The sequence below is a fragment of the Roseovarius ramblicola genome (assembly GCF_042430665.1).
Lineage (GTDB): Bacteria > Pseudomonadota > Alphaproteobacteria > Rhodobacterales > Rhodobacteraceae > Roseovarius > Roseovarius ramblicola.
This window is the reverse complement of sequence record NZ_JBHMEC010000008.1, coordinates 246189-270911: the sequence shown is the minus strand read 5'-3', so window position 1 is coordinate 270911 and position 24723 is coordinate 246189. Positions and strand designations below refer to the sequence as shown.

Annotated in this window: 28 protein-coding genes and 1 riboswitch; of the genes, 5 read left to right on the top strand and 23 right to left on the bottom strand. The window is 65.0% G+C overall.

What is annotated here, in order from left to right:
• The 11 genes from ACFFU4_RS04825 to thiD form a co-directional block, all read right to left on the bottom strand.
• On the bottom strand, positions 1-1002 hold the full coding sequence (locus tag ACFFU4_RS04825) for an NAD-dependent epimerase/dehydratase family protein (RefSeq protein ID WP_377067603.1): 1002 nt from the start codon (positions 1000-1002) through the stop codon (positions 1-3).
• A complete protein-coding gene (locus ACFFU4_RS04820) occupies positions 1002-2306 on the bottom strand; it encodes a UDP-glucose dehydrogenase family protein (protein WP_377067601.1) in 1305 nt (434 codons plus the stop codon). Before ACFFU4_RS04820 ends, ACFFU4_RS04825 begins: the two co-directional genes overlap by 1 nt.
• Before the next feature lie 137 nt (positions 2307-2443).
• Positions 2444-3988: an Asp-tRNA(Asn)/Glu-tRNA(Gln) amidotransferase subunit GatB gene (gatB, locus tag ACFFU4_RS04815; RefSeq protein ID WP_377067821.1), complete on the bottom strand. Its 1545-nt coding sequence runs from the start codon at positions 3986-3988 to the stop codon at positions 2444-2446.
• Between the two features lie 143 nt (positions 3989-4131).
• Positions 4132-4815, bottom strand: a complete 684-nt coding sequence (tenA, locus tag ACFFU4_RS04810; RefSeq protein ID WP_377067599.1) for a thiaminase II — start codon at positions 4813-4815, stop codon at positions 4132-4134.
• Complete coding sequence (locus ACFFU4_RS04805; RefSeq protein WP_377067597.1) at positions 4812-5744, bottom strand: ABC transporter substrate-binding protein; 933 nt, start codon at positions 5742-5744, stop codon at positions 4812-4814. Before ACFFU4_RS04805 ends, tenA begins: the two co-directional genes overlap by 4 nt.
• Entirely contained in the window at positions 5741-6718 is a 978-nt protein-coding gene (locus ACFFU4_RS04800; protein ID WP_377067595.1) for a ThiF family adenylyltransferase, read from the bottom strand. Before ACFFU4_RS04800 ends, ACFFU4_RS04805 begins: the two co-directional genes overlap by 4 nt.
• On the bottom strand, positions 6715-7311 hold the full coding sequence (locus ACFFU4_RS04795) for a thiamine phosphate synthase (RefSeq protein ID WP_377067593.1): 597 nt from the start codon (positions 7309-7311) through the stop codon (positions 6715-6717). Before ACFFU4_RS04795 ends, ACFFU4_RS04800 begins: the two co-directional genes overlap by 4 nt.
• Positions 7311-8081 (bottom strand): thiazole synthase, encoded by a 771-nt coding sequence (locus ACFFU4_RS04790; RefSeq protein WP_377067591.1) that lies wholly within the window; start codon positions 8079-8081, stop codon positions 7311-7313. Before ACFFU4_RS04790 ends, ACFFU4_RS04795 begins: the two co-directional genes overlap by 1 nt.
• A 1-nt stretch (position 8082) precedes the next feature.
• Complete coding sequence (gene thiS / locus ACFFU4_RS04785) at positions 8083-8280, bottom strand: sulfur carrier protein ThiS (RefSeq protein ID WP_377067589.1); 198 nt, start codon at positions 8278-8280, stop codon at positions 8083-8085.
• On the bottom strand, positions 8264-9250 hold the full coding sequence (locus tag ACFFU4_RS04780; protein ID WP_377067587.1) for an FAD-dependent oxidoreductase: 987 nt from the start codon (positions 9248-9250) through the stop codon (positions 8264-8266). Before ACFFU4_RS04780 ends, thiS begins: the two co-directional genes overlap by 17 nt.
• Positions 9247-10041 carry a bifunctional hydroxymethylpyrimidine kinase/phosphomethylpyrimidine kinase gene (thiD, locus tag ACFFU4_RS04775; RefSeq protein ID WP_377067585.1) on the bottom strand — a complete coding sequence of 265 codons (795 nt, stop codon included), beginning with the start codon at positions 10039-10041 and terminating at the stop codon, positions 9247-9249. The genes ACFFU4_RS04780 and thiD overlap by 4 nt, the downstream gene beginning before the upstream one ends.
• A 47-nt stretch (positions 10042-10088) precedes the next feature.
• Positions 10089-10193: riboswitch (TPP riboswitch) on the bottom strand.
• Between the two features lie 124 nt (positions 10194-10317).
• On the opposite strand from thiD, the gene ACFFU4_RS04770 reads away from it, so the two are divergent.
• Both ACFFU4_RS04770 and ACFFU4_RS04765 read left to right on the top strand, forming a co-directional pair.
• A complete protein-coding gene (locus ACFFU4_RS04770) occupies positions 10318-11685 on the top strand; it encodes an MmgE/PrpD family protein (RefSeq protein WP_377067583.1) in 1368 nt (455 codons plus the stop codon).
• Positions 11682-12653 carry a D-2-hydroxyacid dehydrogenase gene (locus ACFFU4_RS04765; protein ID WP_377067581.1) on the top strand — a complete coding sequence of 324 codons (972 nt, stop codon included), beginning with the start codon at positions 11682-11684 and terminating at the stop codon, positions 12651-12653. The genes ACFFU4_RS04770 and ACFFU4_RS04765 overlap by 4 nt, the downstream gene beginning before the upstream one ends.
• An 86-nt stretch (positions 12654-12739) precedes the next feature.
• Here ACFFU4_RS04765 and ACFFU4_RS04760 read toward each other — a convergent pair whose 3' ends face one another.
• From ACFFU4_RS04760 to ACFFU4_RS04745, 4 genes are all read right to left on the bottom strand, one after another.
• Positions 12740-13855, bottom strand: coding sequence for a site-specific DNA-methyltransferase (locus tag ACFFU4_RS04760; RefSeq protein ID WP_377067579.1), 1116 nt, complete (start codon positions 13853-13855; stop codon positions 12740-12742).
• 100 nt (positions 13856-13955) lie between these two features.
• On the bottom strand, positions 13956-14576 hold the full coding sequence (gene rnhB / locus ACFFU4_RS04755; protein ID WP_377067577.1) for a ribonuclease HII: 621 nt from the start codon (positions 14574-14576) through the stop codon (positions 13956-13958).
• A gap of 80 nt (positions 14577-14656) precedes the next feature.
• On the bottom strand, positions 14657-15157 hold the full coding sequence (locus ACFFU4_RS04750; RefSeq protein WP_377067575.1) for a hypothetical protein: 501 nt from the start codon (positions 15155-15157) through the stop codon (positions 14657-14659).
• Between the two features lie 53 nt (positions 15158-15210).
• Positions 15211-15684, bottom strand: a complete 474-nt coding sequence (locus ACFFU4_RS04745; protein ID WP_377067573.1) for a hypothetical protein — start codon at positions 15682-15684, stop codon at positions 15211-15213.
• Positions 15685-15899: 215 nt separating this feature from the next.
• Here ACFFU4_RS04745 and ACFFU4_RS04740 point away from each other — a divergent pair, with 215 nt between their 5' ends.
• Both ACFFU4_RS04740 and ACFFU4_RS04735 read left to right on the top strand, forming a co-directional pair.
• Entirely contained in the window at positions 15900-16121 is a 222-nt protein-coding gene (locus tag ACFFU4_RS04740; protein WP_377067571.1) for a hypothetical protein, read from the top strand.
• 18 nt (positions 16122-16139) lie between these two features.
• Complete coding sequence (locus ACFFU4_RS04735; RefSeq protein WP_377067569.1) at positions 16140-16850, top strand: winged helix-turn-helix domain-containing protein; 711 nt, start codon at positions 16140-16142, stop codon at positions 16848-16850.
• A gap of 295 nt (positions 16851-17145) precedes the next feature.
• Here ACFFU4_RS04735 and ACFFU4_RS04730 read toward each other — a convergent pair whose 3' ends face one another.
• The 4 genes from ACFFU4_RS04730 to ectA are packed head-to-tail and all read right to left on the bottom strand — an operon-like array spanning position 17146 to position 20892.
• Positions 17146-18582: an aspartate kinase gene (locus ACFFU4_RS04730; RefSeq protein WP_377067567.1), complete on the bottom strand. Its 1437-nt coding sequence runs from the start codon at positions 18580-18582 to the stop codon at positions 17146-17148.
• A 37-nt stretch (positions 18583-18619) separates the two neighbouring features.
• Positions 18620-19012 carry an ectoine synthase gene (locus tag ACFFU4_RS04725; protein ID WP_377067565.1) on the bottom strand — a complete coding sequence of 131 codons (393 nt, stop codon included), beginning with the start codon at positions 19010-19012 and terminating at the stop codon, positions 18620-18622.
• 5 nt (positions 19013-19017) lie between these two features.
• Positions 19018-20310, bottom strand: coding sequence for a diaminobutyrate--2-oxoglutarate transaminase (ectB, locus tag ACFFU4_RS04720; protein WP_377067563.1), 1293 nt, complete (start codon positions 20308-20310; stop codon positions 19018-19020).
• Between the two features lie 48 nt (positions 20311-20358).
• The gene (gene ectA, locus ACFFU4_RS04715; RefSeq protein WP_377067561.1) at positions 20359-20892 is read right to left on the bottom strand and encodes a diaminobutyrate acetyltransferase; all 534 of its coding nucleotides are present in this window, start codon (positions 20890-20892) and stop codon (positions 20359-20361) included.
• Positions 20893-21125: 233 nt separating this feature from the next.
• On the opposite strand from ectA, the gene ACFFU4_RS04710 reads away from it, so the two are divergent.
• Complete coding sequence (locus tag ACFFU4_RS04710; RefSeq protein ID WP_377067559.1) at positions 21126-21602, top strand: MarR family winged helix-turn-helix transcriptional regulator; 477 nt, start codon at positions 21126-21128, stop codon at positions 21600-21602.
• 57 nt (positions 21603-21659) lie between these two features.
• Here the strand turns inward: ACFFU4_RS04710 and ACFFU4_RS04705 are convergent, their stop codons facing one another.
• The 4 genes from ACFFU4_RS04705 to ACFFU4_RS04690 all read right to left on the bottom strand — a co-directional run bounded on the left by ACFFU4_RS04705 (position 21660) and on the right by ACFFU4_RS04690 (position 24658).
• On the bottom strand, positions 21660-22001 hold the full coding sequence (locus ACFFU4_RS04705) for a DUF2853 family protein (protein WP_377067557.1): 342 nt from the start codon (positions 21999-22001) through the stop codon (positions 21660-21662).
• Positions 22002-22153: 152 nt separating this feature from the next.
• On the bottom strand, positions 22154-22552 hold the full coding sequence (gene mutT / locus ACFFU4_RS04700) for an 8-oxo-dGTP diphosphatase MutT (protein ID WP_377067555.1): 399 nt from the start codon (positions 22550-22552) through the stop codon (positions 22154-22156).
• A complete protein-coding gene (argJ, locus tag ACFFU4_RS04695; RefSeq protein ID WP_377067553.1) occupies positions 22549-23778 on the bottom strand; it encodes a bifunctional glutamate N-acetyltransferase/amino-acid acetyltransferase ArgJ in 1230 nt (409 codons plus the stop codon). The genes mutT and argJ overlap by 4 nt, the downstream gene beginning before the upstream one ends.
• Before the next feature lie 4 nt (positions 23779-23782).
• Positions 23783-24658 carry a peptidylprolyl isomerase gene (locus ACFFU4_RS04690; RefSeq protein WP_377067551.1) on the bottom strand — a complete coding sequence of 292 codons (876 nt, stop codon included), beginning with the start codon at positions 24656-24658 and terminating at the stop codon, positions 23783-23785.
• Between the last annotated feature and the right edge of the window lie 65 nt (positions 24659-24723).

Here is a 24723-nt window from a genome sequence, read left to right as displayed (position 1 = left end):
TCAGATGTCGTAGTACTCCCGGTACCAGTCCACGAAACGCCGCAGCCCCTCGCGGACCGGGGTCGCGGGGCGGTAGCCGGTGAGGGTCTGCAGCAGCGTCGCATCGGCCCATGTGGCGCGGACGTCGCCCGTTTGCATGGGCATGTGGTTGCGGATCGCCGGACGCCCGGTGGCGGCCTCGATGGCGTCGATGAAGTCGAGCAGCCGCACGCTGTCGGAATTGCCGATATTGACCACGCGAAACGGCGCCGCCGGGCTGAGGCTGTCGCCCGCCACCGCCGTCTCCGGCCCGCCGGGCACTGCGTCGATCAGCAACCGGATCGCGCGCACAAGGTCGTCCACGCAGGTGAAATCGCGCCACATCTCGCCGTTGTTGTAGACGTCGATGGGCCGACCTTCGAGGATCGCGCCCGTGAACTTGAAATAGGCCATGTCGGGCCGCCCCCACGGCCCGTAGACGGTGAAGAACCGAAACATCGTGACCGGAAGGTCATGGATATGCGCCCAGGCATGGCCCATCGCTTCATTGGCCTTCTTGGTGGCCGCGTAGATGGTGAGCGGCGTGTCGGCCTTCTGCGTCTCGACGAAGGGCATGTCCTCGCCCGCACCGTAGACCGAGGAGGTCGAGGCCATCAGCAGGTGCCGCACGCCCGCGGCGCGCGCGGCCTGCATCACGTTGAGCGTACCCACGACATTGGCATCGACATAGGCGCGGGGGTTCTCAAGGCTGTAGCGCACCCCCGCCTGCGCGGCGAGGTGCACGATCACATCGGGGGCGAAGGCCGAGACCGCAGCGGAGAGCGCGGTCTCGTCCTCGAGCATCGCCTCGGTGGCGGTAAAGCCCGGATTCTGGTGCAGAATGGCGTGTCGGCGCTGTTTCAGGCGGACATCGTAGTAATCCGTCATCCCGTCGAAGCCGGCGACCTCGTGCCCCTCGGCCAAAAGCAGGCGCGCAAGGTGAAAGCCGATGAACCCGGCGGTGCCGGTGATGAAGACGCGCATCAGCGCCCCACCCCCTCATACCGCTCGAACCCGGCGCGGCGGGCATCCCGCGCGGAATAGATGTTGCGCAGATCGGCCATGCGGGGCGTGGCCATCTTCTTCGCCAGCTTCTTCAGGTCGAGCGCCCGAAACTCGTTCCACTCGGTGAGGATCACCAGCAGGTCGGCGTTGTTCGCGGCCTTGTAGGGATCGTCCGACCAGACCACACCGGGCAGCAGCGCCTCGCCCTCGCGGCGGCCCTGCGGATCGACCACGCGCACCTTGGCGCCGCCGCCCACCAGAGCGGGCACGATGGTCAGGCTGGGGGCGTCGCGCATGTCGTCGGTGTTGGGCTTGAAGGTCACGCCCAGCACCGCGACCGTCTTGCCGTTGAAGCTGTCGCCGCACATGTCGCGCAGCTTGCCGATCATCCGCGCCTTGACGCCCTCGTTGACGCGGATCACCGTCTCGACGATGGTCTGTGGCACGGCATGTTCCTGCCCGATCCGCGCCAGAGCCGAGGTATCCTTGGGAAAGCACGAGCCGCCATAGCCGGGGCCAGCGTGCAGAAACTTGTTGCCGATGCGGCCATCCAGCCCCATGCCCCTGGCCACCTCCTTGACATCCGCGCCCGCCCGCTCGCACAGCGCGGCGATTTCGTTGATGAAGCTGACCTTGGTGGCGAGAAAGGCGTTGGCCGCGTATTTGATCATCTCGGCCGATTCCAGGTCGGTGTAGACGATGGGAAACTCGCGCAGGAACAGCGGGCGATAGACATCGGCCATCACCTCCTGTGCGCGGCTCGATTGCACGCCCACCACAACGCGGTCAGGCTTCATGAAATCCTCGATTGCCGCACCCTCGCGCAAGAACTCGGGGTTCGATGCCACGTCGAACTCGGCCTCGGGGTTGGCCTTGGCCACCGCCTGCTTGACGCGGCGGTTGGTGCCCACCGGCACGGTGGATTTGGTGACGATCACGGCATAACCGGTCAGCGCGCGCGCCACCTCTTCGGCGGCGGCCATGACATAGCTGAGGTCGGCATGCCCGTCGCCGCGCCGCGTGGGCGTGCCCACCGCGATAAAGACCGCGTCGGCCCCGTCCACCGCTGCCGCGAGGTCGGTGGTAAAGGAAAGCCGCCCGGCCTCGACATTTTTCGCCATCAGCGCGTCGAGCCCCGGCTCGTAGATCGGCACCTTGCCGCGCTCCAGCATCGCGATCTTTTCGGGCATCCGGTCGACGCAGATCACGTCATGCCCGAAATCCGAAAAGCACACCCCCGAGACGAGCCCGACATAGCCCGTGCCGATCATCGCGATTTTCACAATCCTGCCTCCCCGAAATCCGCACCAGCCGGAAAAGGCCCGCCGCGACAGGGCCTGTCCCGTGTCTTACACACCCGTCCGGGGCTTGAGAAGGCAGGAGGGGCGCAGGCCGGCACAAATGCGGCCCGGCGCGCGGCTCAAAGACCGAGTCGCGCCGTCACGATCTCGTTCACCGCCTTGGGGTTGGCCTTGCCGCCGGTGGCCTTCATCACCTGGCCCACGAACCAGCCTGCGAGTTTCGGGTTGGCTTGTGCCTTTTCGACCTGCGCGGGGTTGGCGGCGATGATCTCGTCGACGGCCTGCTCAATCGCGCCGGTGTCCGTCACCTGTTTCAGACCTTCTCGAGCCACCACTTCTCGTGGAGTTCCCCCATTGAAAAAGGAGATTTCAAACACCTCTTTCGCGATCTTTCCCGAGATTTCATCAGACGAAGTCATCTCTACAATCTCAGCATTTGCTGAAGGCGAGAACGAAGAATAGTGAACGACGTCTCCGCTCGGAAGTGTTGCGGTACTATCATACGACAGAATGCCGCTTTGTACCGCATCGATAGTGTTTTTTGAGCCAAAGTGCTTTGTTAGTTTTCCAAAAACTTCATTGATTATCCAATTGGCCATTTGTTTTCCGGCCTTTTTATTATTCGCTGCGGTGCCGGATTTCATTTGTAGCTCTTTAAGAGAATCCTCAAAATAATGTGCAATCCATACCTCTGCGGTCAGCACGCTGGCGTCGTATTCGCTGAGGCCAAACTCCAGCACGAACCGCGCCTTCTTGGCGTCGGGCAGTTCGGGCAGGTTGGCCTCGATCCCGTCGACCCATTCCTGCTCGATTTCCAGCGGCAGCAGGTCGGGATCGGGGAAATAGCGGTAATCATGCGCCTCTTCCTTGGAGCGCATGGAGCGGGTTTCGTTGCGGTCGGGGTCGTAGAGACGGGTTTCCTGCACCACTTCGCCGCCGGATTCCACAATCGCGATCTGGCGGCGCGCCTCATAGTCAATCGCCATCTGGATAAAGCGCATGGAGTTCATGTTCTTGATCTCGCAGCGGGTGCCAAGATGCGCGAAATCCTGGCTTTCCATGTATTTCTCATACTGCCCCGGACGGCAGACCGACACGTTGACATCGGCGCGCAGGTTGCCGTTCTGCATGTTGCCGTCGCAGGTGCCCAGGTAGCGCAGGATCTGGCGCAACTTGGTGACATAGGCGGCGGCCTCTTCTGGCCCGCGAATGTCGGGGCGGCTGACGATCTCCATCAGGCAGACGCCGGTGCGGTTGAGATCGACAAAGGACATCGCCGGGTCCATGTCGTGGATGCTTTTCCCCGCGTCCTGTTCCATATGGATGCGTTCGATCCGCACCAGCCGCGCGATGCCCGGCTCCATGTCGACAAGGATCTCGCCCTCGCCCACCAGCGGGTGATAAAGCTGGCTGATCTGGTAGCCCTGCGGCAAGTCGGGGTAGAAATAGTTCTTGCGATCAAAGGCCGACCACAGGTTGATCTGCGCCTTCAGCCCCAGCCCGGTGCGCACCGCCTGCTCGACGCAGAATTCGTTGATCACCGGCAGCATCCCGGGCATCGCCGCATCGACGAAGGCGACGTTGGAATTGGGCTCGGCCCCGAAGCGGGTCGAGGCACCGGAAAACAGCTTGGCGTTTGATGCCACCTGCGCGTGCACCTCCATGCCGATGACGAGTTCCCAATCGTGCTTCGCCCCGGCGATCACCTTTGGTTTGGGCGCTTCATAGGTAAGGTCCAGCATGGCGCGGCTCCGATCTCTGCATCGGCCTGCGTTCTACGCGGCGGGCCGCGGCGGGGCAAGAGGGCCTAACGCCCGAAGCCGAGGCCCATGTCCCAGAACCCCACCTCCAGCCGGGTCGCGGTGGTGAAGCGGTGGCAGAGCCGGTCCCATCCGGGGGTGGCCGTCGGGTTGTTGCCCAGACGGCGCGCCACCGCCCCGTCGAAAAGCGCACCCGCATCGCGGCAGACCTGTTGATAGTCGTCGCCCGCGTAGATGGCGATCCAGTCTGCATAGGGGTGATCGTCGGGCACCGGCCCCAGCCGCGCGCCGATCTCTCCATATCCAAGGACGCAGGGCGCGAGCGCCGCCAGCAGATCGAGGAAATCGCCCGAATGTCCGGCATCGAGCACGTAGCGCGTATAGGCGAGGTTGGCGGGGTGTTCCTCGGCATTGAAGAGGTCTGCCTCGCTCAGCCCAGCCTCGGCGCAGGTCTTCACATGCAGGCTGAGTTCGTGATTGACGAGAGCGTCCACCGTGGCGGCACAGGCGCGCATTTCCTCCAGCGCGTCAGCCTTGGTCACGGCCAGCGCCCAGGCCCGGGCGAAATGGATCAGGAACACGTAATCCTGTACGAGGTAGCCGAGAAACGCCTTGCGCGGCAGCGTGCCGTCGCGCAGCCCCTCGACAAAGTCGTGATGGGTGTAGTCCGTCCAGACCGTCCCCGCCGCATCGCGCAGGCGGGGGAAGGTGGTGCCGTAGCCCTCCGTCATCGCGCGTTCACGTCGACGGCAAGGCCTGAAACGGGCGTCCCGGTCTCGATCAAGCCCGCATCCAGCAGGAAACGCTCGAACGTCCGGTAACGCGCGTGATCGAGCGCGGCGGGCCGCGTGGCGAAGCGCGGGAAGGTATCGACCCAGGCTTTCTCGTTCAGCTCGTCCTGCAACTCGGCCGAGGTGCCGGCGAAAATCTCCCAGCTCTCTTGCGGATGGTTCATGATGTATTGCACCGCACGCTCGGTGGCGTGCAGGAAGCGGCGGATCATGTCCGCATTCATCGTCTCGGGATTGGCCACGTAGATCAGCTCGTCATAGGCGGGTACGCCCTCTTCCTCGACATAGAAGCAGCGGCCCGGCACGCCCTCGATCTGCATCTGATTGAGTTCGAAATTGCGGTAGGCCCCGATGACGGCATCGACCTGCCCCGACATGAGCGAGGGCGAGAGCGACCAGTTGACGCTGACCAGCTCGATATCGTCGAGCGTCAGGTCGTGCTGCCCGAGGATGGCCGACAGCAGCGCCTCCTCGACCCCGGCGACGGAAAACCCGATCTTGCGTCCCTTCAGGTCTGCGGTGGATTCGACGGGGCCATCCTCCAGCACCAGCAGGCAGTTGAGCGGCGTGGCGATAAGCGTGCCCACCCGGCGCAGCGGCAGGCCCTCCTCGATTTGCAGGTGAAGCTGCGGCTGATAGGCGATGGCGAGGTCGGCCTTGCCGGCGGCGACCATCTTGGGCGGATCGCTCGGGTCGGCGGGGGCCACCACCTCGACCTCCAGCCCGGCGTCGTCGAAATAGCCCAGCTCCTCGGCGAGGATGATCGGACCGTGGTCGGGGTTCACAAACCAGTCGAGGATCAGGGTCATCTTGTCCTGCGCCATGGCCGGGGCGGCCAGAAGCGCGAGGATCAGGGTCAGGGTTCTCATGGGTATGTCTCCTGTTGAACGTCGCCCAGGGCGATCAATGCAATCTCTCCGTCCCAATGGCCGCGAAGCCGTGTCGCGGCCTGCCAAGAGCGCAGACCCGAGCGGCAGGCCAGCACGGCGCGTGGCCCTTCGGGGCGGAGGGTGTCGAAATCCGGGACGGTGCAGCGCGTGGCGTTTGGCAGGGCGGGGCCGGATTCGTCCTCGGCGCGCAGGTCCACGAGCCAGTCATCGGGCGCAATCTGCGCAGGCGCAATAAACCCGAAGCCGCTCTCGGGCTCGGGCGCGCCGTCGAAACGGAAGCCGCCGACGCGGTGACCAATGGCCTCAAAACTGACGAGTTGACCGAGGGGCTGTGGCTCTATTCCCGCCAAAACGGCCATTGCCATCTGTGCCTGAAGGCTGCCGATCACACCAACGGCGGGACCCAGAACGCCATCTGCATCGCAACTGCCGAGACGGTCCGGCAGATCGGGGAATATCGCGCGCAATGACGGCGCACCACCGCAGAACCCGCCGCAATAGCCCAATGTGCCCACCACCGAGGCGCTGATGAGCGGCGTGCCCTGTTCAAGGCAGGTGTCGGAGAGGATATAGCTCGCCGCGAAGCTGTCGGCGCAGTCGAGAACCAGATCGGCGGCGGCGACGTGATCGGGGGCATTGCTTGGATCAAGCGGCTCTAAAACGGCGGAAATCTCGGATTCTGGGTTGAGTGTGGCCATATGAACGGCGGCGACCTCCGCCTTGGGCAGGCCGATGTCAGACATGCGAAACAGCGTCTGTCGGTGCAAGTTGCTCAAGGACACCCGGTCGCCATCCATCAGCGTCATCCGCCCCACGCCTGCGCCCACAAGGTATTGCAACACGGGCGCAGCAAGCCCGCCTGCACCAACAACCAGCACATGCGCCGCCGCCAGCCGGTCCTGACCGGCTTGCCCGAATTCGGGCAGGGCGATCTGACGCGCGTAGCGGGTCATTTCGTGGCCTCGATCCATTGCCGCACCCGCGCCTCGGGGTCGGTGTTCAGCGTGATATCGGTCACGGCAGAGACCACATCGGCCCCCGCCTCGAACGCACCTTGCGCCCGCTCCACCGACATGCCGCCGATGGCGATGAGGGGGATATCGCCGATAAGCCGCTTCCACTCGGCCACCTTCTCCAGCCCCTGTTCGTGCCATTTCATTTTCTTGAGGATGGTCGGGTAGACCGGGCCGAGGGCAACATAGTCGGGATCGTGCGACAGCGCGCGATCAAGTTCGGCATGATCATGGGTGCTGACGCCCAGCCTGATCCCGGCGCGGCGGATGGCGGGGATGTCGGCGGTGTCCAAGTCCTCCTGCCCGAGATGCACCCAATCGCAGCCCGTATCTATCGCTGCCTGCCAGTGATCATTGACCACAAGGATCGCACCAGTCTTGCGACACAGGCTCTGGGCTAGCGCAATCTGCTGTTTCAGCGTTTCACCGGACAGGTCCTTGATCCGCAATTGTACCAGCCCCACGCCAAGGGGAAGCAGACGCCGCAGCCATTCGGTATTGTCGAATATCGGGTAGAAACGCGGCAAGGCCATCAGATAAACGCCCTCCCCAGCACCGGCGTCGAGGGGGCGGCCATGTCGCGCGGCTCCATTGGGTCTGCCTCGAGCCCCAGACGACCGGCTTCCAGCGCGCGGGCGAATCCTTCGGCCATCGCCGCCGGATCGCCCGCCTTGGCGACAGCGGTGTTGAGCAGCACGGCGTCGTAGCCCAGTTCCATCGCGTGGGCGGCCTGCGACGGCAGGCCCAGCCCTGCGTCGATCACCAGCGGCAGGTCGGGAAAATGCGCGCGCAAGCTGCGCAGTCCGTAGATATTGTTGAGCCCCAGCCCGGTGCCGATGGGCGCTCCCCAGGGCATCAGCACCCGGCACCCGGCCTCGACCAACCGCTCGCAGAGCACGAGATCCTCGGTGCAATAGGGAAACACCTGAAAGCCGTCATCGGTCAGGATGCGCGCCGCCTCGACCAGCCCGAACGGGTCGGGCTGCAACGTGTCGGCATGGCCGATCACCTCCAGCTTGATCCAGTTGGTGTCGAACAGCTCCCGCGCCATCTGCGCCGTGGTCACGGCCTCGCGCACCGAATGGCAGCCGGCGGTGTTGGGCAGGACATGAACGCCCAAGTCACCGATCATGTCCCAGAACGCCTGTCCCGCGCGCTCGCCCCCTGCCTCGCGGCGCACCGAAACGGTGGCAATGCCCGCGCCGGAGCGTTTGAACGCCTGCGCCAGGATCTTGGGCGAGGGGTATTGCGCGGTGCCCAGCATCAGGCGCGATGCGACCTCGGTGTCGTAATATGTCGGCATGTCAGCCCCCTTGCCGGGGGGTCACGATCTCCACGCGGTCCCCGTCATTCAGTCTCTGTTCCGGCCTGAGAGCGGCAGGAACGAAAGTCTCATTCAGCGCCGTCGCGACCTTGGCCTCGCCGTAGCCCAGCTCGATCAGCAGCGCCTTGAGGGTCTCGGCGGCGGTCTCCTGTGCGGTTCCGTTAACCGTGATCTTCATGGACAAACTCCGGTTTTTCATTGTCGCGCGTCATCAGCCCGACGGTCATCCGCGCCACCGCAGGTGACAACAGGAAGCCGTGGCGAAAGAGGCCGTTGACATGAATGGTCTCGCCCCTGCGGATGACGCGCGGCAGGTTGTCGGGAAAGGCCGGGCGCGCGTCCGCTCCGATCTCCAGCACTTCGGCCTCGCCAAAGGCCGGGTGCAGCGCATAGGCCGCCGAGAGCAGTTCCATCACCGACCGGGCCGAGGCGCGGTTGCGTTCCTCGCTCTCGATCTGCGTCGCGCCCAGCATGAAAACGCCGTTGCCGCGCGGCACGATATAGAGCGGAAAGCGGGGGTGCAGAAGGCGAACGGGCCGTGTCAGGGTCACATCGCGGCTGCGCAGCACCACCATCTCACCCTTGACGCCGCGCAGGTCGGGCAGGCTGTCTTGTGCGGCGAGGCCACGACAGTCGATCACCGGGCCATCGGGCGCGGCGTCACTCTGCTCGAACCGTGCGCCCGCCTGTTCCAAGCGGTTGCGCAAGTGCATCAGCGCGGCGCGCGGGTCGATATGCGCCTCGTCTCCGAAGTAGAGCGCGCAGTCGTGGCGATCAGCCAGATGTGGCTCTAACTCGGCCAAATCCTTACCTGTGATCAGCCTGTGCCCGGTGGTGCGCCGGGCGAATTGATCGAGTTCGCGGCGGTCGCGCTCCAGCGTCAACACCAGCGAGCCGCGCCGGATCACCTCGACGCCCTGCGCCTGCCACCAATCGGCCGCCTGTTGGCCCAGCCGCACCACAGGCTCTTCGGCGGTAAAGCCCTCGCAGAAGGGCGCGAGCATGCCGCCGGCCCACCACGAACAGCCATGCGCGCCCGGCGATGGTGCGGGATCGCGCAGGGTGACGGCGATGCCCCGGTTCATGAGTTCGGTGGCCACGCACAGGCCGACAATGCCCGCGCCGCGAATGGTGACGGTCTCGGTCATGTCCAGACCTCGTGAAAATGATGCACCGGGCCGTGCCCTTGTCCGATCTCCAACGCGTCGGCGGCCAGGATCGCGCGGTGCAGCCAGCCATGGGCGGCCTCAACCGCTTTTGGCAAGGTTAGTCCCTTAGCTAGCCCTGCCGCGATGGCCGAGGAGAGCGTGCAGCCGGTGCCGTGGGTGTTGCGGGTGGCGATGCGGGGGGCGTCGAGGCGCATGATCTCCTCCGTGATGAGCCAATCCGTGCAGGTCTCGCCCTGCCCGTGCCCACCTTTCATCAGCACTGCCCTAGCACCCATCTCGCGCAGCCGCGCGCCTTGATCCTGCATCTCGGCATCATTCAAGGCCTCGGCACAGCCCAACAGCGCCGCCGCCTCGGGCAGGTTTGGCGTCAGCAGGTCGGCACGCGGCAGCAGATGCGCGATCAGTGCCGCGCGCGCCGCATCAGGCAAGAGCCGGGCACCGGATTTCGCCACCATCACCGGGTCGAGCACCACGGGGCCGCGGTATCCCTCGAGCGCCTGCGCCACCGTCTCGATCAGCGCGGCATCGCCCAGCATGCCGATCTTGATGGAATCGACCCTGATATCGCCCAGAACCGCTGCGATCTGCGCCGCGACGGTGGTGTTGGGAATCGGGTGCACATCGGTGACGGCGCAGGTATTTTGCGCGGTCACGGCGGTGATCACACTCGCACTGTAGACGTCCAGCGCCGAGAAGGTCTTGAGATCGGCCTGAATGCCCGCGCCGCCACCGCTGTCGGAGCCTGCGATTGTCAAAGCTGTGGCAACCATCTGCCGTTCCTCTCGGTCTATGCGGGGAACGGACGGGGGGCGCGCGAGGCGTGCGACGGTCCGTTCCCTACGCCGGTCTCAACCGGATCAGGTTCGATGGGTTGGCGCATCGCCTCTCAGCCCGTGCATCCCGGGCACCCCAACGGAGTTACCCAAGAGGTAACAGCGGCACCGGGCGCTCGCAAGGGGGCAAAGCAGGACAGGATATGTCGCAAATCACACGCACACCGTCGGCCCCCACGGGCAGGATGGGACATGACACCCGGAGGTGCGAGCATGTCCAACGTTGCCGACTCGAGCCAGTTCGCGCCCATCGCACGGTTCGCCTTGGATCCCGCCCTGCCAGTGCCCGAAGACGTGTTGGCGCAGACCGCGACGCTGCTCATCGACACGTTGGGCGTGGCGGCAGGCGCGGCCACGCTCGATCCGGGGCGGATCACACGCGACTTCGCCTGCGATTTCCACGGGGCGGTGCGCGAGGATCACCGTGCGACGCTGCTGTTTGACGGGCGGCGCTGTGCCATGCCGGGGGCGGCCTGGGCACTGGCGACGCAGATCGACAATCTCGATGCGCATGACGGGTTGAACGCCACCAAGGGGCATATCGGCTGCGCGCTGGTGCCCGCGCTTTTTGCCTTTGCGGAACAGCGCACCGATCTGACCGGGCGGCAGGCGCTGACCGCACTTGCCATGGGCTACGAGGTGGCGGCGCGCGCCGCTGTCGCGCTGCATGCCACGGTGAGCGATTATCACACCTCCGGCGCGTGGAACGCGCTGGGCGTGGCGGCGTTGGGGGCACATTTGCGGGGCTGTGACGCGGAGGCCCTGCGCCACGCGCTGGGCATCGCCGAGTATCACGGACCGCGCAGCCAGATGATGCGCGAGATCGCAAGCCCCACGATGCTGCATGACGGCTCGGGCATGGGGGCGTTGGTCGGAATTTCGTCTCTGTTACAGGCCGAACGTGGCTTTACCGGCGCACCGGCGATCACCGTCGAGGGGCCGGAAGTGGCGCATGTCTGGGCCGATCTGGGCCGTGACTGGACGGTGGTGCGCAACTACATCAAGCCATACCCGATCTGCCGCTGGGCGCACGGCGCGCTGGAATGTCTTCGGGTGCTGGTCGGGGAACAGGGCGTTAGCCCGGATCAGATCGAGACGCTGGAGGTGGGCACCTTCGCGCAATCCGCCGCGCTGTTTCCGGGGATGCCCGAGACCACGAGCGAGGCGCAGTATTCGCTCGGTTTCGCGTTGGCGGCGTATCTCGTGCACGGTCGCCTCGGGCCGACAGAGATCACCGGCGATGCGCTGCGCGACCCGCGTGTCGCGGCCATGCTTGCCCGCATCACCGTGCGCGGGGAGCCGCGCCATTCCGCGCGGTTCCCCGAGGGGCGGTGGTCTGACGTGACCGCGCGGCTGAAGGGCGGGCGGGTGATCCGTTCGGGCGATTGCAACGCGCGCGGCGGGCCGGAGGCACCGATGCCGGTGGCCGATATCCGCGCCAAGCTGTCGGTGATGGCCGGGAGGGCGCTCTCGGAGGTGCGGATCGGCGCGCTGTGGGAGATGCGCGAGCGGCTGCTTGACCAGGGCGCGGAATTCTCGCAGCTTGCCGGGCTCGTATACCCCGAACCGGACAGGCCATGACCAACGCCCCTCGCATTCTCGTCCACACCAGCGATCCCGCCCCGATGCTTGAACGGCTGGCCGAGGCAGCGCCGGGGATCGAGGCGCGCGGGCATGACGATTACGAGGGGCTGGGTGCGGTGCTGGCGGAGTTCCGGCCCGATATCGCCTATTCCGTCGCCTTCCGCGGGCGCGAGGGCTATCCGCGCGAGGCGCTGCTCGGCGCGCACGGCCCGCGCTGGATCGCCGTGGGCGGGGCCGGGGTGGATCATCTGACGCCGTGGGATGCCGGCGCGGTCACGGTCAGCAACGCCGCCGGGGTCGCCGCCCCGATGATCGCTGAATACGTACTCGGCGCGGTGCTGCATTTCACGCTCGATATCGACGGGATGGCCGCCGACCGCGTTGCGCGACACTGGGAGCGCACGCGGCTGATGACCCCGCTCAAGGGCAAGACACTGCTGATCGTGGGGCTGGGCCATACTGGTCAGGCGGTGGCAGCGCGGGCCAGGGCCTTCGGCATGAAGGTGATCGGTACCCGCGCCCGGCCGCAACCGATGGAGAACGTGGACGAGGTGCACCCCGCCGATGCGCTGCCGGGGCTCTGGGGCAAGGCGGATATCACGGTGCTGTCGGTGCCGCTCGTGCCCGGCACGCGGGGCCTCGTGAACGCGCGCGCCCTGATGGCGATGAAGCGGGACGCGATCCTCGTGGACGTGTCGCGCGGCGGTGTCCTGGACGGCGCGGCGCTGGTGAATTCCATGCGCACGGGGCATCTGCGCGGGGCCGCGCTCGACGTGTTCGAGACCGAGCCGCTGCCCTCGGACAGCCCGCTCTGGGGCCTCGACCGGGTGATCCTGTCGCCGCATTGCTCGGCGGTGTACGAGGGCTGGGCGATGCGCTCCTTCGCGCTTTTTCTCGACAACCTCGGCCATTGGCTGAGGAATGAGCCGCTTTTCAACATCGTCGATCCGCAACGCGGCTATTGAGACCGAAAAAACGCCCCGCCACGAGGGGCGGGGCAAGGCAATGGCGCCCGGTCAAGTCAGGCCCCGGGCACCGGCGGAAAAGGAATTCAGTTGGGCCGTTCGGCCATCTCGGCGCGGATCTGCTGGCGCAGCACGTCGATGGGCACGGTCTTGCCATCGCGGCGGAAACACCAATAGGTCCAGCCGTTGCACGACGGCGCCCCCTCGAGATGCGCGCCCACCTTGTGAATCGAGCCGTTGATCCCGTCGGCCACGAGCGTGCCATCGGCGCGCACCTTGGCGGCGGACTTGCCGTTCATCGAGGTGAGCACCTCGCCGGGACGGAGCATGCCGCGCTCGACCAGCGTGCCGAAGGGCACGCGCGGCTCGGCGCGCCTTGAGGTCGAGACCTGAAGCGAGTCGCGGTCATACTTGCGGATACCCGCGAGCCGCTTTTCTGCCACGCGACGATAGCTTTCCTCGCGTTCGATCCCGATATAATCGCGACCCAGCATGCTGGCGACCGCGCCGGTGGTGCCGGTGCCGAAGAACGGATCGAGCACCACGTCGCCGGGATTGCTCGAGCCGACAAGCACGCGGTGCAGCAGGCTCTCGGGCTTTTGCGTGGGATGCGCCTTGTCGCCATTCTCGTCCTTGAGCCGTTCGTGACCGGTGCAGAGCGGCAGCACCCAGTCGGAGCGCATCTGGATACCGTCGTTGAGCGATTTCAGCGCCTCGTAGTTGAAGGTGTATTTCGCGCCCTCTTCCTTGCTGGCCCAGATCATCGTCTCGTGCGCGTTGGTCAGCCGCTTGCCGCGGAAATTCGGCATGGGGTTGGACTTGCGCCACACCACGTCGTTGAGAATCCAGAATCCCGCATCCTGCAGCGCCGCGCCGACGCGAAAGATGTTGTGATACGAGCCGATCACCCAGATCGCACCGCCCGGCTTGAGCAGGCGCCGCGCCGCCGCAAGCCATTTCCGCGTGAACTGATCGTAGGCGGCGAAGCTGGCAAAGCTGTCCCACGCGTCATCGACCGCGTCCACCTGGCTGTTGTCGGGGCGGTGCAGATCGCCCCTGAGTTGCAGGTTGTAGGGCGGGTCGGCAAAGATCAGGTCGATGCTGGCCTCGGGCAGGCCGTTCATCACCTCGATGCAGTCACCGGAGAGAATCGTATTGCGGGGGAGCGCGGCGGCGCGCCCGGTCTTGGTGCTGGTTCTCATTTTCTGCCTCTGTTCCGGCGCATTGGGCGCTCTGTGACTTGACAAAACAATGAGTCAAAGCCGATTCGCGGTCAATTTCTTTTTTGAATCAGGGGGTTAGTTATTTTTCTTGATACAAGATATTGTGTACCGGTCTGAACGAACGCCTATGGTGAGGGGTGACACCGAGATTTAGGAGCGCTTCGCGATGCGCCTTGGACGGGTAGCCGGCATTGCGCTCCCATCCGTAGCCGGGAAACTGCTGTGCCAAGTCCCGCATGAGGCGATCGCGGCAGGTTTTCGCCACGATGGAGGCGGCGGCAATCGACAGCGAGACGGCATCGCCCCGCACGATGGCCCGCGCCGGGAGCGTCAGGCCGAGCGGCACCATGTTGCCGTCGATCAGTGCCATGTCGGGGGCCGGGTCGAGCGCGGCGACGGCCCGTTCCATGGCGAGATGCGCGGCGCGCAGGATGTTGATCTCGTCGATCTCGGCGACGGTAGCATGGGCAATCGAGACCTGCGCCGAGGCGAGGATCGCCTCGGAGAGCGCCTCGCGACGCCGCGCGCTCAGTTTCTTGGAGTCGTTCAGCCCATCGGGGATGGCGTCGGGGTCGAGGATCACCGCAGCCGCGGTTACCGGCCCGGCGAGAGGGCCGCGACCGACCTCGTCCACACCGGCGATCCGAGTGTGACCCGCCTGCCGTGCGGTGTGTTCGTGACCGAGATCGGGAACGCTCATGCGCCTTGATGGCATGGCGTGCCGCGAATGCAAAGGGAGGGGCGCACCGGCCCCTCCCTGCCTGCCCGATGATCCCGGGTTCAGTAATAGCCATACCGGTTGAGGCAGCCGTCGCGATAGATCGTCCGGTGATGCCCGCCCACCCGGATCGCGCAGGCCGAGGGAAGCGCGGAATAGCTGTAGTTGTGACGACCGAGGCAATGCCCGGAATAGCCCGAGCGATGGCCGTTATAGACGCGGCAGGCCCCGGGAAGGTTGACACGGCGATGCTTGTATCCGTCATGACCCCGGTGGCCGCGGTTGTAGCGCTTTTTGTGGCCACGGTGGTGTCCCCGCTTGTGGCTCCGGTGTTTCCCGCGGCCATAGACGTCATAGGCGTCATGGTGCCGGCGCGAGACATGGCCGCGGTTGTGCCTGCGATTGTCGTTGTTGTCGGCGATGGCTGCGCCGATGATTGCACCGATGGCGAGCCCGCCGATGATCTTGGCGGCGTCATTGTCGGCGCGAAGCTGCGTCGGGGTGATCGTCGTGGCAAGCGCAAGCGCGCCGACCATGAGGGTTGTGGTTAACTTCGTGAACATGGGTCTGATCCTTTCCGTCACTGATACTGCCGCCCCGGTCGCGCGCAGTCTGGTTAGTTGTCGTGGTATTTGATGTAGAGGTTGTCATGCCGTGCATCGTGGCGCTGACCGGGCACGTAAACCGCATGACCGCCGGTGTCCGGGTAGCCCTGGTAATAGGCGCCGTGATAGCCCCAATGGCCCGGCGGATAGTAGCGCCGGATGTGATAGTAAGCGCCCCCGCCATGGGTGAAGCGGTGTTGGATACGGGCGCGGTGAAAGACCGTGTGGCCCCGGTGAAAGCCGTGCCGGAACCGATTGCCATCGAGACCGTGAAAGCGGAGCCGCGTGCCGCCTCGGCCACGGAAATGGCCGCGGGCGCGGCGATACCGGACGCGGGTGATTTTCGGGCCACGGGTCGATGCGCCCTGGATCGCCTTCGTGCTGAAGGCGGGCAACGCGCGGATCGTCTGGGCGGCATTGGTCTCGTGTGTGCCACCGATACCGAAGGCCACACCAAAAGCGACACAGGAAATCTTGCGGAACATGATGTATCCTTTCAGGGTTTCCGTGGCATCGCGTTACGAGAGCCTGATCAGCCCGCCGTGAGCGCAGGTCGTGCCCCGGACTGTGCGCCTGGTCCCGGAGGACAGGCAATATCGCCCCCATGATATCCGATAACGCACGATTTCAGGGTCAACTCGCGTAACGGGTTATTGAATAGCCGCGTGGGCTGGCGCATCCTGACCGCATGACACGTCTTATGCGCACCCTCGCCCCGGCTATCGTTCTCGTCCTCTCCGCAGGCGCGGTGGCGGCGGCCTGCGAGATCGAATACAAGGCCAAACGCGACACCCCGTTTGAGCTGTTCTATAACGTGACCACGGTCAACGCGCCGTGTCCGCAGGCCGAGGCGGCGCTGAGGGCGCAACTGTCGCAGCGAGGTCTGACATTGCTCAAGATAATGTCGAAAAAGGAAAAATAACGTGGCCTTGCAAGCATCATGACGCCGGGCGGACAGGACGCAACCGCCGCTGACATGCGCCGTTCGGGGCAACGCGTCGTGGTGGTCGGCGTGTTCGCCATCGTCGTCATTCTCACCATCGCCGCAGTGTTCCTTTTCCTGAGCCTCCCCGACGCCAACGCGTTCAACGCGCGGGTGGAGCGCATCTTTGTCGAGAACGACGCGCTCACCGGCGAAGGTGAGATCAAGCTGCTGGAAATCCTCGCACTGTCGGGCACCGCCTTTTCCGAGACACTGGTCAGTTACCGGATGGTGATCTTCGTGCTGCTGGTGTTTTCCACGGCGCTCCTGGTGGCGTCGCTGGTGTTCCTGGTGATGCTGGTCGCGCTCAACCGCAGGATGGCGGAGATCGAACGGACGGGCATACAGGTCTCGTCGTTGCATATCAGCCGGGACGAGCGAATGGTCTATCTCAACGACATGGGGTTCAAGCTGACCGATGCCGCGCTCGAGACGCTGAGCGTGCTGGCCGAGGCGCGTCTCGACGATGACGTGCTCAGCGGGGCGGAGATCGAGGCGGTGATCTCCGGGCGGCAACCGGAGGATTGCGAGGAGGCCGCCGGGGCCACACGGATAAAGCGGCTGCGCGATACACTGGGCAATCAACTGGTGAGCGAAATGCTGGTCAAGACCATCGCGCGGCGCGGATATGTGTTGCTGGTGGACAAGACGGCGATCCGGGTCCAATGACCGGTCCGCGCCGGTACGATCCAAACGGGGGATGCCAGCCCCATTGGCCGACACCCCCCGTCACCCCACGTGCTCCCTACGCACCACACGTGTTACTCTTTGGAAGGTCCCGGCCATCCTGGCCATGACCTCTCGACCTTACACAAAATGCGCGGCTCCGCCAAACCCGGAGTGCCGCCCATTCGTCTCAAATTTTCAAGGCCGACCGAGGCGGGGGAGGCGGAGATCCCCGGATCAAGTCCGAGGATGACGCGCGCGCTGCCCCATCATCCGGCCTGACCGGATGATCCCGCGCTCAGGCGGCCTTTTGAGGGAACTTCGCCACCGCGCCCTCGATCAGCACACGGTGCAATGCGGTGATTCCCGCGTCCATGTCCCTGGCCCCGAGGACGAACTGCACGTCCACGCCGCGCGGCGTCTGGTGCGCGGCGATCACGTCGATCCCCACGTCTTCAAGCGCGGCGAGGCCACGGCTGAGCACCTTGAGGCCGTGCAGGTTGCGCCCGATGGGCGATACCAGCGACAGCGTGCGCGCCGAGACAGTGGCCGAGGAAAACTGCGCCTCCAGATCGCGGGCCACCCGGCGCACCGTCTTGAGCGATGCGTGCACGTAGTGGGTGATGGTGTTGGCGTTCGAGGTCTTGGACACGATCCAGACATTGTGTCGCTTGAGCGCCTCCAGAATGGCCGCGTCATAGCCCTTGACGCCCACCATGTCCTGCTCGAACAGCTCCAGCGCCACGACCTTGAGGCCGGTGACGATCTCGACATTCGCCTCCTCGGCGGGCTGATCGTCGATCAGCGTGCCGGGATCGCCGGGGTCGAACGCGTTGGTCACGCGCAGCGGCACCTCGGCCTGACGCAGGGTCTTGGCCGCCTTGGGGTGGATCGCCTCCATCCCCAGATTCGACAACTGATCCGCCACGTCGTAATTGGTGTGCCCCAGCTTGCGCACCGCATCCTCGCCCACGAGCTTCGGATCGGCCGAGGACAGGTGGAATTCCTTGTGAATGATCGCCTCCGCCGCGCCGGTCCAGGCCGCGATGCGGGCGAAGGTCACCTCGGAATAGCCGCGGTCGAACTCGCGCATCAGCCCCTCGGTGCATTGCGCATAGCCGGTGACGATGGGCAACTCGGTGGCGACATCGACGTCGCCAAGCCCCTGCGCGATGCGCTCCGAGAGCGTGTGCTCAGCCTCGTCGCGCCAGCCGCTGAGGTCGATGAACCGCGCGTTGACGCCCGCCCGCTGCAACAGCAGCGTGGTGACAAACGCCGAATGCGCCTCGCCCAGCCCCGACAGCAATTCGCGGATGACCAGCATGTGATCGCCCAGCCGGAAATGCCCGTATGAGCACAGGCGCTGCAGGTCGAAGAGGCACGAGCGCGCGCCCTCGATCCGTTCGCGCACGAACTCGTCGGCCATGCTGCGATCGCCGGGATGGTCCAGGATGTCGCCATGCGCCTCACGCATGGCGTGGCCCACCTCGGTCAGCGCATCGAGCCAGCCGTGATCATCATCGTCGTTGGCAAAGAGCGCGTAGACCCCGGGCGTACCGGACTTCTTGTGCTCCAGCAGCTTGTTGGTGATCCCACCAAAAGCGGAAACCACGAAGATGCGGTGATAGAGCCGCGCGCCCTCGCGGTCGCCGATGAAGAGCGTGTCCAGAAGCTCGGCCACGCGGGTCATGGATGTGCCGCCGATCTTCTCGACGGTGTGCTGTGGAAATGTCATATCCCTCTTTCCGGGGAGCTTGGTCCCCGGACCTTTTTCAGCCGTCTTCCAGCGCGTAGGAGCCGTCTTCCTGGTGCACCTCATTGCCGGTCACCGGCGGGTTGAAGCAGCAGGCCATCACAAGCTCTTCCTTGGCGCGAAGGATGTGGCGGTCGTGTTGATCGAGCGCATACATCACGCCCGGCTTGATCTCATGCGTTTCGCCGGTGGCGATATCGGTGATCGAGCCCGACCCTTGCATGCAATAAACGCTCTCGAAGTGGTTCTTGTACTCGAACGTGTGCTCGGATCCCGGCTCCAGGAACGTGATGTGGAACGAAAACCCCATCCCGTCATCGGCCAGAAGCATCCGCACGCTCGACCACTGCGCATCCGAGACGACTCGGTCGCGCTCTTGCTCGATGATCTTGTTGAAGTCTCTGACGATCATATCTGTTACTCCGCTGCGAATTTGGTTGTGGCCATCGCGTCGCGCGTGGCCTCGACGAGGATATCCAGTCCCTTGCGGAACATGTCCTCGGGCGTGGTGAGGGGGGCCAGGACCTTGACCACCTCGTCATGCGCGCCCGAGGTCTCGATGATCAGGCCCTTCTCAAAGGCGCGGGCGCAGATATCGCCCGCCAGATCGCCATTGCCGACATCGACCCCCTGCATCATGCCACGGCCCTTGAGCCGCGCGCCGGGGATCGCGTCCGCGATCCGCTCCAGCGTTTCGCGCAGCATCCCTGCCTTGGTCGCGATCTCCTTCTGGAACGTGTCGTCTTTCCAGAACTTCTCCAGCGCGACGCGCGCAGTGACAAAGGCGTGCGTGTTGCCCCGGAACGTGCCGTTATGCTCGGCCGGGCCCCAGATATCGTGCTCGGGCTTGATCAGCAGCGCGGCGAAGGGCAGGCCCATGCCGGAAAAGCTCTTGGCCATCGGGATCATGTCCGGCTCGATGCCCATGTCCTCGAAGCTGAAGAAGGTGCCGGTGCGCCCGCAACCCGCCTGAATGTCATCGACGATCAGCAGCGCGCCGTGATCCTTGGCGAGCTTGGCAATGCCGCGCATGAACTCGGGCGACGCGGCATTCAGGCCGCCCTCGCCCTGCACCGGCTCGATGATGAACGCCGCAGGCGCATCGACGCCGCTCGATGGATTGCCGAGCATTTGCTCGATGATCTTGAGGCTGTCCACATCGGGTCCGAACGCACCCTCGAACGGCATATGCGTGGTGCCGCAGAGCGGTCCGCCGCCGGCACCGGCGCGTTTGCCGGCATTGCCGGTGCAGGACAGCGCACCCATGGTCATGCCGTGAAAACCGTTGGTGAAGGCGATGATGTTCTGACGACCGGTGACCTTGCGCGCGAGCTTCATCGCCGCCTCGACGGCGTTGGTGCCGGTCGGGCCGGTCATCATCACCTTGTAGTCCATGTCGCGCGGGCGCAGGATGATGTCCTCGAACGCGGTCAGGAAGTCGGCCTTGGCATCGCTGTGCATGTCGAGACCATGAGTAATCCCGTCGGCATTGAGATGCTCGATCAGCGCCGCTTTCATGTCCGGGTCGTTGTGCCCATAGTTGAGCGACGAGCATCCGGCGAGAAAGTCGATATAGGTACGGCCCGTTGCATCCGTCAGCTCCGAGCCCTGCGCCTTGACGAAGGACGTGGGAAAGCTGCGGCAATAGCTGCGCGCTTGCGATTCGCGGCGCGCATAGATTTCAAGATCGGCTGACTTGTCAGTCGGCATAACGTTTTCCTTCATGTGATCGGGTATGGGCGCGGGCGGCGGCCAGTCTCAGGCCGCCTTTTTCGTCCGCGCCTTGTCGAGCGAGATCGTCACCATATACTCGGTATCGTGCAGCTCGTCAAAATGATCGTCTTTCGAGAAGTAGGGCGCGCTCGACAGCGCGGCATCGCTCATCTCGGTGAACTTGCGGAACAGTGCCCAGCTTGCGGCGTTGTCGCGGGTGATCGTGGTCTGAACGCGGGTCACACCCTTGCAGATGTCACGCGACAGCAGGCCACGCAGCATCAGCGTGCCGAGGCCCGTACCGCGCGCCGTTTCCGACACGGCGACCTGCCAGACAAACAACGTCTCGGGATCGTCGGGCAGCTTGTAGCCCGAGACCCAGCCTACCAACTCGCCATCCATCTCGGCGACGATGCAGGTGTCGCGGAAATGATCGCACTGCACGAGGTTGCAATACATGGAGTTCTCGTCGAGCGGCTTGCAGGCGCGAACGAGCCGCCAGATGTCGGCCCCGTCCTCGGCTGCGGGCTTGCGCAGCGACGGCATGGCTTTTCCGAAAATTTCCCTTGCATGGCGCATGGATCATTGGCCCTCTTTTGTTTCGATTGACTAAATATAATACTTAGCCTATGAAATCAACCTTGATCCAGAAATTTTGTCGTAAATGACATAATGCCGCTTATAACACCGTAAAGTCCGAGTAAAAATTATTAGTTTTATTGACCAATAACGGCCGCAAGAACGAAGGAGGGAAGAATTTGCAATTGAGTGACAGCTTTGCCACCATCGCATCCATAACCGGGGGAGACCGCATGGATCGCACCGATCAGAGCCTTATCGCGCTCCGGCGCATCCTGCGCGCCACCGAGATTTACGGGCGCAAGCTGGCCGGTGCCGCCGGGCTTACCGCCGTGCAGTTCCGCGTGCTTCAGATCGTGGCCGAACGCGGCAACAGTACCGCGACCGAGATCGCCCGCCGGATGCGCGTGAGCCAGGCGACCGTGACCTCGCTGGTCGATAAACTGGTCAAGCACGGCATGGTCAACCGCGAGAAATCGCAGACCGACCGGCGCCAGATCAACATCCTCATCACCGAGCGCGGGCGCGAGACGATCAGCCACGCGCCCGACGCGCTCCAACAGCGTTACGTGCGCAAGTTCGAAGCGCTGGAGGACTGGGAGCAGGCACAACTCGTCGCCTCGCTCGAACGGGTGGCGGCAATGCTCGACGCCGACGATATCGACGCCTCTCCGGTGCTCGATACCGGCGATCTGCGCAGCGCGTCCTGAGCGGCTGCGCAAACGCCCGCCACCGGGGACGGGCGCTCTCGTGATACTGGCAAACGGTCAGCCGTAGACCGATTCCCTGCCGAAATGCCTGGTCAGCATGTAATAGACCACGGCACGATACTTGTTGCGCTCCGAGCGGCCATAGGTCTCGATCACCTGGTTGATCGCATCCATCAGCCCGGGGCTGTCGGGCAGGCCCAGCTTCTTGACGAGAAAGTTGGTCTTCACGGTTTCGAGCTCGCCGGGCTGACCCGCGGCCACCGTGGCGGCGTCGGCATCGTAGATCGCCGGGCCGCAGCCGATGGTCACCTTGGTCAGCAGGTCCATGTCGGGCTCCATCCCGCACTTGTTGCGCAGGTCGTCCGCGTAGCGCGCAATCAGATCGTCACGTTTTCCCATGAAATATCTCCCAAAAACCCGGCGACCGCGTCGGCCCCTCGTTTCACCAAGCCCCGAAAACGGTGCCCGCAAAAGATAGCGGCTGTCTTTCCCGGCAGGAAGGAAAATCTTCCGTGCGCCCCCGCGGGACAAGAGCGTCTGCCCGTTCCGAATCACAGCCAGTCGCGAAGGATCGGGATGAGCGGCAGGTCGGCGGGGGGCATGGGGAAGGCGCGCAATTCACCGGCGCGCACCCACTTGAGCGCCTGCCCCTCGCGTCCCTGCGGGATGCCTGCCCACTTGCGGCAGGCAAAGAGCGGCATCAGCAGGTGGAAATCATCGTAGGAATGGCTGGCAAAGGTCAGCGGCGCGAGGCACGACGCCCAGGTGTCGATGCCCAGCTCTTCCTGCAATTCGCGGATCAGCGCGTGTTCAGGCGTCTCGCCGGGCTCGACCTTGCCACCGGGGAACTCCCACAACCCGGCCATGGATTTGCCCTCGGGGCGTTGCGTCAGCAGGATACGCCCGTCCACGTCGATCAGGGCCACCGCTGAGACAAGAACAGTCTTCAAGACCGGTAATCCGCGTTGATGTCGATATAGCCATGGGTGAGATCGCAGGTCCAGACCCGCGCCGTTCCGCCACCCAGGCCGAGATCGACATGGATCACGATCTCCTCGTTTGTCATATAGGTCGCGGCCTTGTTCTCGTCGTGATCGGGGCTGACCTGACCCTCGCGCGCGACCTCCAGATCGCCGAACCAGATCGACAGCCGGTCACGGTCGGCGCGCGCGCCGGATTTGCCCACCGCCATGACGACGCGGCCCCAGTTGGGGTCCTCGCCGGCGATGGCAGTCTTGACCAGCGGTGAATTGGCGATCGATTTGGCGTGGACGCGCGCCTCGGCATCCGAGGCGGCCCCGGTGACCGAGATCTCGACGAATTTCGTCGCGCCCTCGCCGTCCCGCACCACCTGGTGCGCGAGGTCGAGCATCACCCGGCGCAGCGCCTCCATGAAACCGACATTGGTCTCGGTCACGCGAATGCCCGAGGTGCCGGTGGCGGCCATCAGCAGCGTGTCGGAGGTGGAGGTGTCGCTGTCCACGCTGATGCAGTTGAACGTGGACCGGTTGAGCACGCTCAGCATGTCCTGCAACACCGGCTGCTCCATCGCCGCGTCGGTGAAAATGTAGACCAGCATGGTCGCCATGTCGGGGGCGATCATCCCCGATCCCTTGGCAATTCCGGCGATTCGCACATGCTGCCCGTCGATTGTCACGGTCTCGGTCGCGCCCTTGGGAAAGGTGTCGGTGGTCATGATCGCGCGCGCGGCATCGGCAAGTCCACCGGGGGTCAGGCGCGCGGCGAGATCGTCGAGGCAGGCGGTGATCCGGTCGTGCGGCAGCGGCTCTCCGATGACGCCGGTGGACGCGGTGAACACCCGCTCCGCCGGGATGCCGAGCCGGTCGGCTGTGGTCTTGCTCACGGCCGCGACCGCATCCGCGCCGCGTCTTCCGGTAAAGGCGTTCGCATTGCCGGAATTGACGAGGATCGCCGCGCCCTCCCCGGTGGCACCTCCGATCTTGGCCTGACAGTCGAGTACCGCCGCCGAGCGCGTGGCCGAGCGGGTGAACACCCCGGCCACCGTCGTGCCCGGCGCGAGATGGGCCAGCATCACGTCGGCGCGGCCCGCATAGCGCACCCCCGCCTCGGCGGTGGCGATCCTCAGGCCGCCGATTTCCGGCAGGTCGGGGAAGCTATCGGGCGCGAGCGGCGAGACCGGCAGGGATTTGCCCATCGGCTCAGTTCTCCAGAAGGTCGAACCGGTTGACCAGCGCCGGGTCGAGGTCGTCGCTGCCCGAGCGGTCCACCTTTCGCCGGGCCTCGAGTTTTGCCACATGGGCATCGAGCGCCTGCCGCCGCAGGGTGTCGGCCAACTCGCCGCGCACCTCGGCGAGGTCGGGCTGCGCCTTCTTTCGGGTCTCGTTGAGCTTGATGAGATGCCAGCCGAATTGCGTTTCCACCGGATCGGAGACCTCACCCACCTCCAGTGTCGTGATCGCGCTTTCGAAGTCCGGCACCATCACCCCCTCGCCGAACCAGCCGAGATCGCCTCCCGACGGGCCCGAGGGGCCGGTGGAATGCTCCTGCGCCAGCGCCGCGAAATTGGCCCCGCCGGCAACTTCCTCTGCCAGCGCCAGGGCCTCCTCCTCGGTCTCGACAAGAATGTGCGAGGCGCGGTACTCGGTCTCGTCGGCCGCGCCGCTGTATTCGCTCTCGTAAGCCTTCTGAAGCGCTTCGTCGGTGACCGCCTCTTCGGTGATCGCGCCGATCACTTCCGCGGCGGCGATGGCGCGCCGCTCGTTGTCAAGCCGCAGTTGCGAGACCTCGGACAGGGCACCCTCGTGGGCCTGGCTCAGCAATTCCTGCTGCACGAGCTGGTCGAGCACGCCCCGGAAAAGCACATCGGCCGGAATCTGGTTGTACTGTTCGGGCAGGGTGATGCGCAGCGCGAGCATGTGGCCGAGCGTGATCTCGCTCTTGCCGACAGTGGCCAACACGGTATCGAGCGCGGGCGCTTCGTCCTGCGCTTCGTCCTGCGCAGCGGCGGGCGCGCCCGCGGCGAGCGCAGCGGCCAGCACCGGGGCCAGCACGGGGGCGAGAAGACGGTGCAACATGATGATCATCCTTTATCCAGATCGCCGCGCGGCCCTTTGGCGCGTGGCGTTGACACTTTTCCGGC